Source organism: Streptomyces sp. NPDC059247 (assembly GCF_042754005.1).
GTDB lineage: Bacteria > Actinomycetota > Actinomycetes > Streptomycetales > Streptomycetaceae > Streptomyces.
The window spans coordinates 36,376-50,906 of the sequence record NZ_JBHYZW010000029.1; the positions used below are offsets into that span (position 1 = coordinate 36,376).

Annotated in this window: 11 protein-coding genes; all 11 read left to right on the forward strand. The window is 72.8% G+C overall.

Annotation, left to right across the window (positions count from 1 at the left end):
• The first annotated feature begins 8 nt into the window (after positions 1-8).
• Positions 9-1,967 (forward strand): transketolase C-terminal domain-containing protein, encoded by a 1,959-nt coding sequence (locus ACFXGN_RS30430; RefSeq protein WP_384865278.1) that lies wholly within the window; start codon positions 9-11, stop codon positions 1,965-1,967.
• Positions 1,943-2,617, forward strand: coding sequence for an RraA family protein (locus tag ACFXGN_RS30435; protein ID WP_384865280.1), 675 nt, complete (start codon positions 1,943-1,945; stop codon positions 2,615-2,617). Before ACFXGN_RS30430 ends, ACFXGN_RS30435 begins: the two co-directional genes overlap by 25 nt.
• Positions 2,617-3,507, forward strand: coding sequence for a dTDP-4-dehydrorhamnose reductase (gene rfbD, locus ACFXGN_RS30440; protein WP_384865282.1), 891 nt, complete (start codon positions 2,617-2,619; stop codon positions 3,505-3,507). The genes ACFXGN_RS30435 and rfbD overlap by 1 nt, the downstream gene beginning before the upstream one ends.
• Complete coding sequence (locus ACFXGN_RS30445; RefSeq protein ID WP_384865284.1) at positions 3,507-4,151, forward strand: HAD family hydrolase; 645 nt, start codon at positions 3,507-3,509, stop codon at positions 4,149-4,151. Before rfbD ends, ACFXGN_RS30445 begins: the two co-directional genes overlap by 1 nt.
• 1 nt (position 4,152) lies before the next feature.
• On the forward strand, positions 4,153-5,436 hold the full coding sequence (gene lat / locus ACFXGN_RS30450; RefSeq protein ID WP_384865285.1) for an L-lysine 6-transaminase: 1,284 nt from the start codon (positions 4,153-4,155) through the stop codon (positions 5,434-5,436).
• A gap of 109 nt (positions 5,437-5,545) precedes the next feature.
• A complete protein-coding gene (locus ACFXGN_RS30455; protein ID WP_384865287.1) occupies positions 5,546-5,761 on the forward strand; it encodes an MbtH family protein in 216 nt (71 codons plus the stop codon).
• A 399-nt stretch (positions 5,762-6,160) separates the two neighbouring features.
• Positions 6,161-8,926: an AAA family ATPase gene (locus tag ACFXGN_RS30460; RefSeq protein ID WP_384865289.1), complete on the forward strand. Its 2,766-nt coding sequence runs from the start codon at positions 6,161-6,163 to the stop codon at positions 8,924-8,926.
• Positions 8,927-9,187: 261 nt separating this feature from the next.
• Positions 9,188-12,229, forward strand: a complete 3,042-nt coding sequence (locus ACFXGN_RS30465; protein ID WP_384865291.1) for a BTAD domain-containing putative transcriptional regulator — start codon at positions 9,188-9,190, stop codon at positions 12,227-12,229.
• A gap of 287 nt (positions 12,230-12,516) precedes the next feature.
• Complete coding sequence (locus ACFXGN_RS30470) at positions 12,517-12,834, forward strand: hydroxyisourate hydrolase (RefSeq protein ID WP_329428690.1); 318 nt, start codon at positions 12,517-12,519, stop codon at positions 12,832-12,834.
• Positions 12,835-13,480: 646 nt separating this feature from the next.
• Positions 13,481-13,843 (forward strand): hydroxyisourate hydrolase, encoded by a 363-nt coding sequence (uraH, locus tag ACFXGN_RS30475; RefSeq protein WP_384865292.1) that lies wholly within the window; start codon positions 13,481-13,483, stop codon positions 13,841-13,843.
• A 138-nt stretch (positions 13,844-13,981) separates the two neighbouring features.
• Positions 13,982-14,422, forward strand: a complete 441-nt coding sequence (locus ACFXGN_RS30480) for a ParB/RepB/Spo0J family partition protein (RefSeq protein ID WP_384865294.1) — start codon at positions 13,982-13,984, stop codon at positions 14,420-14,422.
• Positions 14,423-14,531: the final 109 nt, after the last annotated feature.

A 14,531-nucleotide genomic window follows, 5' to 3' on the forward strand; every position in this document is an offset into this window, starting at 1 on the left:
GAGAAGCCATGGACAGCTCCCTGGCCTGGATACCGCGCGCCGAGTTCGAGCGCGTCCTGGGCGACGTAGCCGATCCGCACGACAGGGCCCGCGCCTTCGCGGCGATGTGCCGGATCAACACCCTCTACATGATCGCGCGTGCCGGTTCGGGCCACATCGGCTCCAGCTTCAGCGCCGCCGACGTGGTGAGCTGGCTGGTCCTCGAAGAACTCGACCGGCCGTTCGAAGCCGACGGAGACGTGTACTTCTCGTCGAAGGGCCACGACGCGCCCGGACTGTACGCGGCGATGATCGGGCTCGGACTCCTCGACGAGGACCTCCTGCACCGGCTGCGGCGGATCGACGGACTCCCGGGACACCCCGACGTCGGCACCCCCGGAATGCCCTTCAACACCGGCTCCCTCGGCATGGGCATCTCCAAGGCGAAGGGCCTGGTCCTCGCCCACCGCCTGTCCGGCCGGGTCTCCCGGGTGGTGGTGATGACCGGCGACGGCGAGCTCCAGGAGGGCCAGAACTGGGAGGCGCTGCCCAGCGCCGCCCGGTACGGGATGGGCGAGCTGACCGTGGTCGTCGACCACAACCGCCTCCAGTCCGACACCTTCGTCACCGACGTCAGCGACCTCGGCGACCTGACCGGCAAGTTCACCGCCGCGGGCTGGGGCGTGCTCCGGTGCGACGGGCACGACCCCGGCCAGCTGGAGAAGGCGTTCGCCCGCCGCGCCGCCGACCACCCCGACCAGCCCGTGGTGATCATCGCCGACACGGTCAAGGGCGGCGGCTGCCCCACCTTCGCCGCCACCTCCATGGCACCCGGCGAATGGCGCTACCGCCACCACAGCGGCGCCCCGAGCCCCGAGGACCGCGACCGCGCCTACCGGGAACTCACCGGCACCGCCGACGGGATACTGCGCGGGCGCGCCCTGCCCCCGCTCCGGCCGGTCGCACGGACCGTGGACCTGCCGGTGAGACCGTCCGGCGTACGGCTGCCCGAGGTGTACGGGAGGCTGCTCACCGAGGCGGCCCGGGAGGACCCCCGGATCGTCGCGCTCGACGGCGACCTGATCCTCGACACCGGCCTCATCCCGTTCCGCGAGGCCCACCCGGACCGGTTCGTCGAATGCGGCATCGCCGAACAGGACATGGTCTCCATGGCCGGCGGACTCGCCGCGGGCGGAATGCGCCCCTTCGCGCACTCCTTCTCCTGCTTCCTGCACGCACGGCCCAACGAACACATCTACAACAACGCCACCGAACGGCGGCCGGTGGTCTACGTCGGCTCGCTCGCCGGACTGCTGCCCGCCGGACCCGGCCACTCCCACCAGGCGGTCCGCGACGTGTCGGCGCTCTGCGCCGTCCCCGGCCTGACCATCCTGGAACCCTCCCACCCCGCCCAACTGGCCGCCGCCCTGGACCACTGCCGGTCCACCCCGGACAGCGTCTATCTGCGCCTGTCCAGCCAACCGGTCCCCGCCGCACTCGCCGCACTGCCCCCGGCCCCCCTGAGGACCGGCAGGGGACAGGTCCTGCGGGACGGCGGCCGGGCGGTCGCCCTCGGCGCCGGACCGGTGGTCCTCGGACAACTCCTCGCCACCGCCGACCTGCTCGCCGCCCGGGACATCACCCTGACCGTGGTGGACCTGCCCTGGCACAACCGGATCGACCCGGAATGGCTGGCCGGACTGCTCACCGGCGTCCAGCACCTGTTCGTCGTCGAGCACCAGTACGACAGCGGCGGCCAGGCCGACCTGATCGCCCGGCACCTCATGGAGACCGGCACCGGGGACGGCATCGCCTTCCGCGGCCTCGGCCTCACCGAAGTACCGCGCTGCGGCACCGACGCGGAAGTCCTCGCCGCGCACGGCCTGGACGCGGCCCACCTCGCGGACCTCATCGGCGCGGACGTCCTGGACCGCACCACCCCCCGACCCAACGGAGACACCTCGTGGAAACTGTCCGCAACGAACTGAACCGCCCGCCCCAGGAGACCGTCGACGGCTTCCGCGCGGTCCTCGCCGAATACAGCCCGAGCTGCCTGGTCACCGACGCCCGGCGCCGGGTCGGCGCCATCGGCGGACTGCTCCCGGTGAAGCACCACCACAAGATCGCCGGACCGGCGCTCACCGTCAACCTCTCCATCGACGACCTCGTCGACTGTATGCCCGTGCTCAGGCAGGCACAGCCGGGCGACGTGATCGTGGTCGCCTGCCACGGCACCACCCGCACCGCCATGTGGGGCGGCCTGATGTCCACCCTGTCCCGCCAGATCGGCGTGGCCGCCGGCATCGTCGACGGCGCCGTCCGCGACGTCGACGAGATCCGCGACCTCGACTTCCCCGTCTGGTACCGCAGCACCGTCCCCCGGCCCTCCCCGACCGCCGTGCACGACCGCACCGAGCCCGTCCAGGTCAACGTCCCGGTGGTGATCGACGGCCAGGTCATCAACCCCGGGGACATCCTGGTCGCCGACGAGAACGGCATCGCCGTCGTACCGAAGGACGAGGCCGAGACCGTACTCGCCCGCACCCGGATGAACATCGACCGGGAACGGGTCATCCGCGAGAAGATCAGCTCCGGCCTGTCGGTCGCCGAACTGATCGCCGAGTTCGGACACCTGTGATGCGCGTCTACCTCACCGGCGCCGACGGGATGCTCGGCACCGCGCTGCGCCACGAACTCGCGGCGCGCCCGGAGACCGCCGACTGGCCCGTCCTCGGCGTGTCCCTCGCCGACTTCGACATCGGCGACGGGACGGCCGTCCGCGACTCGATCGACGCCTTCCGGCCCGATGTGGTCGTGCACACCGCCGCCAACGCCGTCGTCGACTCCTGCGAACGGGACCCGGCCCCCGCCCTGCGGGTCAACGTCGGCGGCACCCACCACGTCGCCGAAGCCTGCCGACGGCACGGCAGCCGACTGGTCTACATCTCCAGCGACTACGTCTTCGACGGCAGCGCCCCCGGACCCGCCGGATACAACGAGGACGACATCCCCTCCCCGGTCAGCGTCTACGGACTGAGCAAACTCGCCGGGGAACGGATCGTCGAAGCCGTACCGGACCACCTCGTGGTCCGCACGTCCTGGCTGTACGGCGGCACCGACCCACGCCTGGACCAGGTCCTCGCCGCCGCCCGGGAGTTCCTCGACGGCGGACGCCCACGACTGATCGACGACCAGTTCAGCAGCCCGACCTACCTCCCCGACCTGGCGTCCGCACTGGTCCGGCTGCTCCCCGGCGCCCTGGCCGTCCGCGGCCTGCTGCACATCGCCAACCGGGGCCGGGCGAGCTGGTACCAGGTGGGCCTGGCCCTCGCCGAACGCCTCGGCACCGCCCACCCGGTGCCCATGTCCATGGCCGAGGCGGGATTCGTCGGCGGCCGACCGCGCGACTCCCGCCTCGACAGCACCCGCGCGGCGGCTTTCGTCCACGCGATGCCCCACTGGACCGACGCCCTCGCCCGGTACTGCGCCCTGCTCACCGCGGGCGACCGGGGACCGGTGAGCCGCTGATGCCCCAGCCGTTCCTGCTGCTCGACTTCGACGGCGTGGTCTGCGACACCGAACGGGCCGCCCTGCTCGCCTGGCAGGACCTCTACGACCGGCTCGGCGTCCCCTTCGACGCCGGGGTCCGCGCCGGGATGCTCGGCAACTCGGCCGGGGCGCACCTCGCCCTGGCCGACCTGGCCGCCCGGCTCGGCCGACCGGTCGCCGACGACGAATGGGCCTGGCAGCGGGAACGGCGGGCCGCCCGCTGCGGGGCCGCACCGGCCCGGCCCGGCGTGGAGCGGCTGCTGCGCACCGCGAGAACCACCGCGATCGTGTCCAGCAGCCCGGCCGCCTGGGTGGAGGGCCATCTGCGACGGCTCGGGCTGCGACGCCACTTCGCCTTCCTGGTGACCGGCGACGACACCGACCACCACAAACCACGACCGGACCTGTACCTCCTGGCACTGGCCCGCGCCGGTGTGGGGGCCGACGACGCCCTGGCCGTCGAGGACTCCCCGAAGGGGGTCGCCGCCGCCCACGCCGCCGGTCTACGCTGCGTGGCGGTCCCCTGGGAACCGTCCGGGGCCCCCGGCCTGGCCGACGCCGACGCGGTGCTGCCCAGCCTGGGCGACCTGGACCTGCGGCGCTATCAGCGCGACGAGGTGTGACATGGAGATCACGGCGGACACCGCCCTGGAAGAACTGTCCCGGCACGTCCTGATGGACGGTCTGGACCTCGTGCTCGACCTGGAGCGCAGCCGGGGCAGCACCCTGGTCGACGCGCGCGGCGGCGAGGAGTACCTGGACCTCCTCACCTTCTACGGCTCGCTGCCCCTGGGCATGAACCACCCCGGCATGACCGACGACCCGGCGTTCCTCGCCGACCTCACCCGGGCCGCCCTGCACAAGGTGACCAACTCCGACATCTACACCGTGCAGTACGCCCGGTTCGCGGCGACGTTCCGCCGGGTCCTCGGCGACCCGGCGCTGCCGCACCTCTTCTTCATCGACGGCGGCGCCCTGGCCGTCGAGAACGCCCTGAAGGTCGCCTTCGACTGGCGGGCGCAGCGGGCCGGGACCGACCCGGCCGCACCCCTCGAGGTCCTCCACATGGAGGGCGCCTTCCACGGCCGCAGCGGCTACACGCTGAGCCTCACCAACACCTCGCCGACGGTGACCGCGCGGTACCCGGGATGGGCCTGGCCGCGCGTACCGGTACCCGGCCCCGGCGCCGAACGGGAGGCGGTCGAGGTCGCACGACGGCACCTGGCCGAGCGCGGCGACCGGATCGCCTGCTTCATCGCCGAACCGGTCCAGGGAGCGGGCGGCGACCGGCACCTCGGCAGGGAGTTCCTGCTGCGGATGCAGGAGCTGTGCCACCGGTACGACGTGCTGTTCGTGCTCGACGAGGTGCAGACCGGCTGCGGCCTGTCCGGCGCCCCGTGGACGTACCAGCGGCTCGGACTCGCCCCCGACGTGGTGGCCTTCGGGAAGAAGACCCAGGTGTGCGGCCTGATGGCGGGCGGCCGGGTGGACCAGGTCCCCGAAGGGGCGCTGGCCGTGCCGGACCGCCTCGGCTCCACCTGGGGCGGCAACACCGCCGACATGGTACGGGCCACCCGCATCCTGGAGATCATCGAACGGGACGGACTGGTCGCCGGGGCCGAGGCCAGGGGAGCCCATCTGGGCCGCCTGCTCGCCGACCTGGCGGCGGCCCACCCCGCACTGGTCCACGACGTGCGCGGACTCGGCCTGATGTGGGCCTTCGACCTGCCCGACACGGCCCTGCGCGACGAGGTCCTGGACCGGCTGCGCCGCTCCCACCGGGTGCTGCTGCTGCCCGGCGGACCGCGCGCCGTACGGTTCCGCCCGGCACTGACCATCGGGCTCGACGCCCTCGACAAGGGCGTCGCCGCGCTGGACGCGGTGCTCACCGCGATGGGCCCGCGATGAACGGCCACGGGCTCCGTGTACGGGGATGTAGGGGTTGTCAGGAGTTTGCCGCGCGACCAGAATGCGGGCAGCTCTTCCATTCGACGGCGATAAAGGAGTGCGCTGGCTCATGAGCAATCCGTTCGAGGATGAAAATGCCTCATACCGCGTTCTGGTCAATGCGGAGGAGCAGTATTCCCTGTGGCCGGATTTCGCGGAGGTCCCGGAGGGCTGGACCGTCGCCCTGCCGAGCGCGACCCGGCAGGAATGCCTGGACTACGTGAACGAGCACTGGGTCGACATGCGCCCCAAGAGCCTCGTCGAAGCGATGCGCCGGGCCGACTGACCCGCCCCGCCCGCCCGGCCAGGGACCACGCCGCGAGAGCGCGTGGTCCCTGGCCTTTTCCGCGTCCGCGACGGCTCTCCCGGACGCCCCCCATTTCCCCCGGGGCGGAAACCGGGCCGCGGCGAACATTCCACGGCCGGCACCGGCCGTTCCACGGGATTTTCCCGCGCCCGTTCCGTCACGCCGGACACCCCGGCCGCCACGAGGGTCGATAGCGCGCCGATAGCCGGTCGATGAGCCCGGCGGCGAGCATGGGTCCCGTCGGCGACCGGAACACCCGGTCCGCGGGTGCTGACGGCGTGCGGCGAGAGGACGATCCCTCCCGGCCCACCCGCGACCTACTGCCTGGCCGAGGAACGGTATTCCCTCTTTCTCACCGACCCATGGGAGGAGTTCGCGGTGGAACTGGTGGAGCGCGAAGCACCGATGGCGCTGTTGACCACACTGGCCGAACGGGCGCGGGACGGACACGGACGCGCCGTGCTGGTCTCCGGACCGGTGGCGGCGGGCAAGAGCGTACTGGTGCACCACTTCGCCGATCACGCCCTGAGCCGGGGAATGCTTCCCCTGACGGCGCTGGGATCGAAGGACGAGCGGCACCTGACCCTGGGCGTGATGCGCCAACTGGTCGACGACGCGCCGCTGGACCCCGCCGACCGGACGCGCGCCGTGGCCCTCATCGAGGAAGGCGCCCGCGCCGCCCGGCACCGGGGCGCCGACGCGCAACCGGACGACGGCATCGTGCGCGGGCTGGCCACCGTCCTGCTGGAACTGGCCGAACGCTGCCCCCTGTACCTCGCCGTCGACGACGTCGAACAGGCCGACCAGTCCTCGCTGACCTGCCTCGCCTATCTGGCACGACGCCTCAACAGCGCCCGGGTGCTGGCGGCGTTCACCCACAGCGGCCACGGCTGCGACACCGAGTTCCGCTTCGTGGCCGACCTGCTGCGACAGCCCAACTGCCACCGCGTCGAGGTCACCCAGCTCTCCCCGGCGGGCGTCCGGCAACTGACGGCCCAGCACCTCGGCGAGGCCGTCGCCGCCGAACGCTCCGCCGACTGGCACGCCTACAGCGGGGGCAACCCCCTCCTGGTCGAAGCCCTGGTCCGCGACCACCTGGGCGGCGGCGAGGCGGGCCCCCGCTACCGCGAGGCCGTCCTGTCCTGCCTGCGCCGCAGCTGCCCCGACATGGTCAGGACACTGAGCGGCTACGTGGTCCTCGGCGAACTGGACAACCTGGACGGACTGGTCGACCTGAGCCCGGTCCGGACCACGGAGGCGGTCCACGCGCTGATCGCGGGCGGACTGCTCACCATGGACGGATTCCGGCACGAGGCCGCCCGCGACGCGGTGACCGGAGCCGTCGACGCCGACGGCCTCACCCGGCTCCACACCCGCGCCGCCGTCCTCGCCCATGAACGGGGCGCCGGGACCGAGGTGATCGCCGACCACCTGCTGCGCGCCGGAGCACCCGCCGACGCCGGGGTGCTGGAGGAACCCTGGGCCCTGCCGGCCCTGGAGGACGCCGCCGCGCACGCCCTGCGCGACGGCGCGGCCGACCGCGCGGTCGACTGCCTCCGGCTCGCCCGGCACATCTGCGCGGACCCGCTCCGCCGGGCCCGCATCACCGCCGCCCTCATCCGGGCCGAGTGGAGCATCAACCCCGGGGTGTCCAGCGGCAGGCTCGGCGAACTCGTCGAAGCGATGCGCAAGGGCCGCCTGCGGGGCGCCGACGCGCTCACCCTGGCCCGCGCGCTCCTCTGGCACGGCCGCTTCGAACAGGCCCAGGAGGTCCTGCGCCACCTGGCCGCGACAGGGCGGGCGACCGACCCCGAGACGGCCACCGAACTGCAGATCACCCGCCGCCGCCTGCGCCACACCTACCCCTCACTGCTCGCCGCGCTCGGCCCGAGGCCCGCCTCCGGACGCCCCCCCACCCACTCGGTGAGCGCCGACCGACGCCTCCAGGCGGTGTCCGCGCTGGCCGCCGTCCTCGGCGGAGGCCCCCACCAGGAGGCCGTCGGCGTGGCACAGCGGGTGCTCCACGGCACCCGGCCGGACGAACTGTCCACCGAGACCGTCGAGAGCGCCCTCCTCACCCTCGCCTACAGCGGGCGGGCCGAACGCGCGTCGGCCTGGTGCGACCTGTTCCTGGACCGGATGCGGACCCGGCACACACCCGGCAGAAGGGCCAGGCTGGGCGCCGTACGGGCGGAGATCGCCCTGCGCCGGGGCGACCTCACCGACGCCCGGCGGTACGCCAGCGAGGCCCTCGCCGTCCTCCCGGCGATCAGCTGGGGCGTGACCGTCGGCGCGCCGCTGAGCACCCTGGTCCTGGCCACCACCGCGATGGGCCGCTACGACGAGGCACAGACCTATCTGGACCACCGCGTCCCCGAGCCGATGTCCGAGACCCGCTACGGGATGCACTACCTCTACGCGCGGGCACGGTTCGGACTGGCCACCGGCTATCTGGAGATGGCCCTGGAGGACCTGCGCCGGTGCGGCGCCACGCTGGGCCGGTGGGGGATGGACACGCCCGGCCTCATCCCGTGGCGCACCGACGTCGCCGAGGTGTACCTGGGCCTCGGCCGCCCCGCCGACGCCCGGCGGATGCTGGAGGAGCAGTCGGCCAGGTTCCCCGCCATGCCGAACCGGGTCCGTGGCAGCGCGAGCCGGGTCCTGGCCGGAGCCGGGGCCCCGGCGCACCGGCCGACCCTGCTGCGCCAGGCCGCCGAACTGCTGCAGTCCGACGACGGCGACCGCTACGAACTCGCCCTCGCCTTCGCCGACCTGGCCCGCGCCTACCGGACCCTGGGCGAGTTCCGGCGGGCCGCGGCGGCCGAGCGCCGCGCGGTCATCGTGGCCGCCGACTGCCACGCCGAGGCACTGGTCCGGGGCCTGGCCGTGGAGAGCGCCACCGCGCTGCCGACACCCGCCGACGGAGGCGACGGCCTCACCGAGGCCGAGCGCCGGGTGGCCGCGATGGCCGCCGTCGGCTGCTCCAACCGGGAGATCGCCGAGGGACTGCACGTCACGGTCAGCACCGTCGAGCAGCATCTGACCCGCACCTACCGCAAGCTGCGGATCAGCCGCCGCGCGGACCTGCCGTCCCTGCTGGGCGGACCGGTGACGGGAGACCTCACCGACGCGCGGCGACGCTGAACGCGGACGCCCGCCCCGCTTTTCGTACGTCCCGCCGTGAAAGGGGTCACATAGCCAGTCGCGTTCGTAAGCTGAATTCAAGCCATATGGCCCGGCGTCCTTCTCGAAGCCCGCGCCGAATCGGGGCCGCCGCTTCCCGCCGTCGAATCTCCGGCCCCCACGGAAACGCCACTCACTGGACAGAGCCGATCGGGTTAGGTAGATATGATGTTGGTGCGTAGCTGACCGGCGGAAACTTTGGCGTGGATGTGAAGGACGGTCATGCGCTTTCAATTACTGGGGCCGTTGGAAGTCGTCGGCCCCGGTGGCCCGGCGCTGATCACCGCCGAGCGCCAGCGCGTCGTTCTGGCTGTCCTGCTGCTCGAACCGAACCGGATCGTTCCGGTCGGCCGGCTCGTCGACGCGGTCTGGGGCGCCTCCCCGCCGCCGACCGCGCGCGCCCAGATCCAGATCTGCGTCTCCATCGTCCGCGCCAGCATGGCGAAGGCCGGTCTGCCCGACATCATCCGGACCAGATCGCCCGGATACCTCGTCGAGGTCGGGGACGGCGAACTGGACCTCCACGTCTTCGAGCGGGCCGCGGCGGCCGGACGCACCGCCGCCGAGGCGGGCCGCTTCGCGGAGGCGGCGGACGCCTTCGAGACCGCGCTGGGGCTCTGGCGCGGCTCGTCGTGCTTCGGCGGCGGCATCACCAGTACGGTGCTCCAGGCCCCGGCCGCGCGCCTCGACGAACAACGGCTCGCCGTCGTGGAGCAGTGGGTGGACGCGCGCCTCGCCCTCGGCCTGCACCAGCAGCTCGTCGCGCGACTGATCGACCTGGTCATGCAGAACCCGCTGCGCGAACACCTGCGCGCCCAGCTCATGGTGGCGCTGTCCCGGTCGGGACGCCAGGCCGAGGCGCTGGAGGTCTACCGGCGGGGCCGACGCGAACTGATCGACGAACTCGGCATCGAGCCGGGGGAGGAGCTCCGCCGCCTCCAGGAGTCGATCCTGTCCGGCCGGCTGGACGGCGCGCCGCCGGCCGACGTGCCGTCCACCCGGACGCTGCCCCCGACCCCGGCGGCACCGGCGGCGCAGGCGGCCCCGGTGGCCGCCGCCACGGTCGCCGACCCCCCTGCGGTGCCCCGTCTGCTGCCCGGCGCGATCGCCGACTTCAGCGGACGCGACGACCTGCTCGCCCGGCTCGAAGAGGCGCTGGAGGAGGACACGGAGACCTCGTACGCCCTGCGGATCGTCTCGATCACCGGCCGGGGAGGCGTCGGCAAGACCACCCTCGCGGTGCACTTCGGACACTCCCTGGCGAAACGATTCCCCGACGGCCAGATGTTCGCCAAGCTGCGCGGCCCCTCCGCCCAGCCGATCCTGCCGACCCGCATCCTGGAGCGCTTCCTGCGCAGCCTGGGCATACCGGGATCGGGGATGCCGTCCACCCTCGAGGAACGGGCCGAACTGTTCCGGAACCTGGTCGCCGACCGGCGGATACTCATCGTCCTCGACGACGCGATCGACGAGGAACAGGTGCGCTGGCTGCTGCCGGGCTCGTCCAACTGCCCGGTCCTGATCACGAGCCGGTCCCGGCTGGCCGGTCTGGAGGGCGCGAGCTGCGTCCAGATCGACGTGTTCTCCACCGAGCAGGCGCTGCAACTGCTCAGCCGCGTCCTCGGGCCCGAACGGGTCCACGGCGACCTGCCCAGCGCCCTGCAGCTGACAGAGCTCTGCGGCAACCTCGCGCTCGCCCTGCGGATCGTGGCGGCGCGGCTCGTCACCCGGCCCCACTGGCCCCTGAGCAAGCTGGTGGCCCGGCTCCGCGACGAACGCCAGCGCCTGGACGAACTCACCCACGGCGGAGTCGGCGTCCGGGCCGGTCTGGCCATGGTCTACGAGGGGCTGCCCCCCGACGCGCGGCGCCTCTTCCGGCGGCTGTCCATGCTGGAGGCGGCGGAGTTCGCCAGCTGGGTCGCGGGGCCCCTGCTCGACCTCCCCGTGACGGAGGCCGAGGACGTCCTGGAGTTCCTCGTGGACGCCCAGCTCGTCGACGTCGACGTGGTGAAGGGCCGCCGCCCCCGCTACCGGCTGCACGACCTGGTCCGGGTCTACTCCCAGGAGTGCCTGGCCGAGCACGAGAGCACCGCCGAACGGTCCGTCGTCCTCGGCCGGGTGCTGAGCACCTGGCTGCTCCTGGTCGAGGAGGCGCACCGGCGCGCCTACGGCGGCGACCACACGCTGATCCACGGAGAGGCGCCCCGGCTGGCCCTGGAGCAGTCCGTCGTCGACCGCGAACTCGCCGATCCGCTCGGTTGGTTCGAGGACGAGCGGGCCAGCCTGATCACGGCCGTCAGACAGGCCGCCGGGGCCGGTCTCGACGAACTGTGCTGGGACCTGGCGCTGACCTCGGTCACGCTCTTCGAGATGTACGGGTACTTCGACGACTGGCGCACCACGCACGAGGTCGCGCTCGACGTCACCCGGCGCAACGACAACCGCCGGGGCCAGGCGGCGATGCTGTACTCGCTGGGCGCCCTGCACATGTTCGAGTACCGGCTGGACGAGGCACGCGGCAGGCTGGGGCCCGCCCGCGAGCTGTTCCGCCAGGTCGGGGACGTGCACGGCGAGGCGCTCGCGGTCCGCAACCTCGCCTTCGTCGACCGCATCCAGGGCCGTCTGGACGAGGCGATGGCGGGCTACGAGCAGGCGCTGCCCATGCTCGCCGAGGTCAACGACTCGACCGCCGAGGCGCACGTCCTGAGCAACATGGCACAGATCCATCTGGACCGGGGCCTGATCGCGGAGGGCAAACGGACCATGGCGGCGGGCCTGGCCGCGGTGGAGCGCTCGGGCAACCGGCGGGTGCGCGCGCAGATCCTGTGCCGCCTGGGCGAGGCGCACCTGCAGATCGAGGAGGTGACCGAGGCCGAGTACGTGTTCACCCAGGCGCTGGAGACCGTCCGCTCGGTCGGCGACCCGGTCGGCGAGTGCTACGCCCTGCGGGGTCTGGCCATTGTCCGGTCCCAGCAGGGGAGCCACCGCGCGGCCTACGAGATGCTGGAACAGGCCATGGGGATCGCCTCCCGGGCCCGTGAGTACCTCGCCATCGGCAGGATCCAGCTCTCGCTCGGTGAGGTGGCCGCGGACCGGGGCCACTACGAACGGGCCAAGGAACACATCGGCACGGCACTGGACATCTTCGGGCGGATGCAGGCCGCGAGCTGGCAGAAAAGGTCCGCGCGCCTCATGAGCGAGGTCTGCGCGGCCTCCGACGACGCGGCGGCTGCGGCTGCCTACGCGCGGGCGGGCTCGGTCTGACGCCGGGCGCGGAGCGACCGGCGGCGGACCGTGTTCGCGCCGTCCCGGTGTCCGTCGGCCCGGTACCGGAACCGGCCAGCCGGGTGCGGGACGCCCGTGTCCGCTCCGGCCGCGTGGCAGGATGCCCGCCTCGGTGGCAGGCTCCCGCCCGGCGGACGACGGGCGGTGAGAGAGAAGGAAGGTCCCGTCGTGATGGCGGCGGGGCTGATGCTCACAGACGGGACGCATCCGGTGTCCCGTCCCCCAAGGGATGCGATCGATGAGGCCGGTGTCACGTGAAACTCGGAGTGTGTGTCTCTGATGGAACCAATGGGCGGCCCGTCGACGGGCTGATGATCCGTATCGAAAGGCCCCGGCTGGACGAGTGGCAGACCGTGTGGCACGGGCTCACTGGCAGGGACGGGCGGCTCGACCGCCCGTCCCTGCCGGAGGACGCCCCCGGTCCGTTCCGGCTGGTCCTGGAGACCGACCGGTATTTCACGACGCTCGGGATGCGGCCGTTCTACAGCCACATCGCGGTCGCCTTCGCCGAATGGGAGGCGGACCAGGAGATCCCCATCGTGATCGCGCCCCATGGATACGCGGTGTGCGCCGTCGGCCAGTAGGAGCCGTGGCACCCGGGTGACGCGCGGCGGACGCGCGAACGAGGCATGGCGGGACGTACGACAAGACGTACGGCAGGACGCACGGCAAGACCTACGACAAGACGTACGACGACGGATGACCCCACCCCGGTCGTCTCCCCGCGGTGGCCACGCCCTGCGGTTGCCCGGCCCCCCCGTGGTCCGGGGCGATGTCGTCGCAGGCGCGGACGGAGCCCGTGCCGATGCCGACGAGGCGGCGGCGGGCGAAGGCGATCCCTTCCCCGTGCACCTCGCCGGACACGCCGGTCGCCGGGACGGCTCACCGCCGTACGGCGCCGAGGGCCGCGTCACGGCGCCGGTCGCCCTCCGGAACCGGGCGCTTAGCGAGGAGTTAGCGTTCCGGTAGGGGGATGAAAAGGGGACTCACTAGAACTGGAGTCGTCCACCCGGACCCCCGGGTCACGAGTTTCCGCATGGGAGATCGCTATGTTGGCTCTGCTGTACGCGCTGGCCGGTTTCGCGGGTATCTGTACCCCTTCCGACACCATCTGGGGCTGAGCGTCGCCCGAGTGCCTTCACTCATGTGCGACGAGGAACGCGATGCGGTGTCGACGGCGGACGAGGAGCGGACGGTGAACGGCACGTGCCGACTGGGAGGTGACGCCGGATGAGCATCTCGGTCCGGGTCATCGACTCCACCAACGGCTGTCCGGTCGCGGACCTGGCCGTCACCCTGCACGCCCGGGAGCACGGCGGGTGGCCCGCGCTGACCCGGACCCGGACGGACAACGCGGGGCGGGTCGGCTCGCTGAGCGGCGAGGCCCTGCCCCACGGCTTCTACCGGCTCGTCTTCGAGACCGGCGCGTACTTCGCCGAGCGGGCTGTCGACAGCCTGTACGCGGAGGTCATCGTCTCGCTCCACCATCAAGGTGATCCGAACCACCTGCACATTCCGTTGCTGCTGAGCCCGTTCTCGTACACCACCTACCGGGGCAACGTCCCCGGAGCGGTGACCGCCGGGACGGTCTGAGAGCGGCGGGCGGCGCGCGCGTGCCGGACTCCCCCCGTCCCCCGCGGCCCGTGCGGCGATCCCGCGCGGTCGTGACACGGGTGGCGCGGTCCGCCGACGGAGACGGTGCGGGGACCGCAAGCAGAAGGGGTGGAAAAGTTGTCCGACGCATCGCCATCGACGATCCTCACCGTGCCGGTCGCCTCCCTGCTGCCCGCGGACTCCCCGCGTCTCCTGGGGCTGGACGAGGGCCATGCGCGGGCACTGGCGGAGAGCGGGACCGAGTTCGAGCCGATCCTCGTGCACCGCGACACCGGACGGGTGGTCGACGGTATGCACCGGCTCCGGGCCGCCGTCCTGCGCGGGGAACACCGCATCACGGTCCGCCATGTCGACGGCGCGTCGTCCGATCTGTTCATCCAGTCGGTCCGGGCCAACACCGGCCATGGCCTCCCCCTGACGCCGGGGGACCGCAGGGCGGCCGTCCTGCGCATCCTCACCACCCACCCCCACTGGTCGGACCGGGCCATCGCCGCCGTCACAGGGGTGTCGCCGAAGACGGTAGGGGTCGTACGGGGGAAGCGTTGGTATGTGGTATAAGCGCAGTGGAACGCCGGCGGCCCCCCGGGGGGGGCGGGCGGCCCGGGCCCCCCCCCCCCCAAGGCCGAGCGGGGCCGGTAAAGCCCCCCCCAGCGCGCGGGGCGGGCCC

Bases quoted from the DNA above. Each gene is read 5' to 3' on its own strand.
- ACFXGN_RS30445 (WP_384865284.1), top strand. From the start codon at position 3,507: ATGCCCCAGCCGTTCCTGCTGCTCGACTTCGACGGCGTGGTCTGCGAC.
- ACFXGN_RS30465 (WP_384865291.1), top strand. From the start codon at position 9,188: ATGCGCTTTCAATTACTGGGGCCGTTGGAAGTCGTCGGCCCCGGTGGC.
- ACFXGN_RS30455 (WP_384865287.1), top strand. From the start codon at position 5,546: ATGAGCAATCCGTTCGAGGATGAAAATGCCTCATACCGCGTTCTGGTC.
- lat (WP_384865285.1), top strand. From the start codon at position 4,153: ATGGAGATCACGGCGGACACCGCCCTGGAAGAACTGTCCCGGCACGTC.
- uraH (WP_384865292.1), top strand. From the start codon at position 13,481: ATGAGCATCTCGGTCCGGGTCATCGACTCCACCAACGGCTGTCCGGTC.
- rfbD (WP_384865282.1), top strand. From the start codon at position 2,617: ATGCGCGTCTACCTCACCGGCGCCGACGGGATGCTCGGCACCGCGCTG.
- ACFXGN_RS30430 (WP_384865278.1), top strand. From the start codon at position 9: ATGGACAGCTCCCTGGCCTGGATACCGCGCGCCGAGTTCGAGCGCGTC.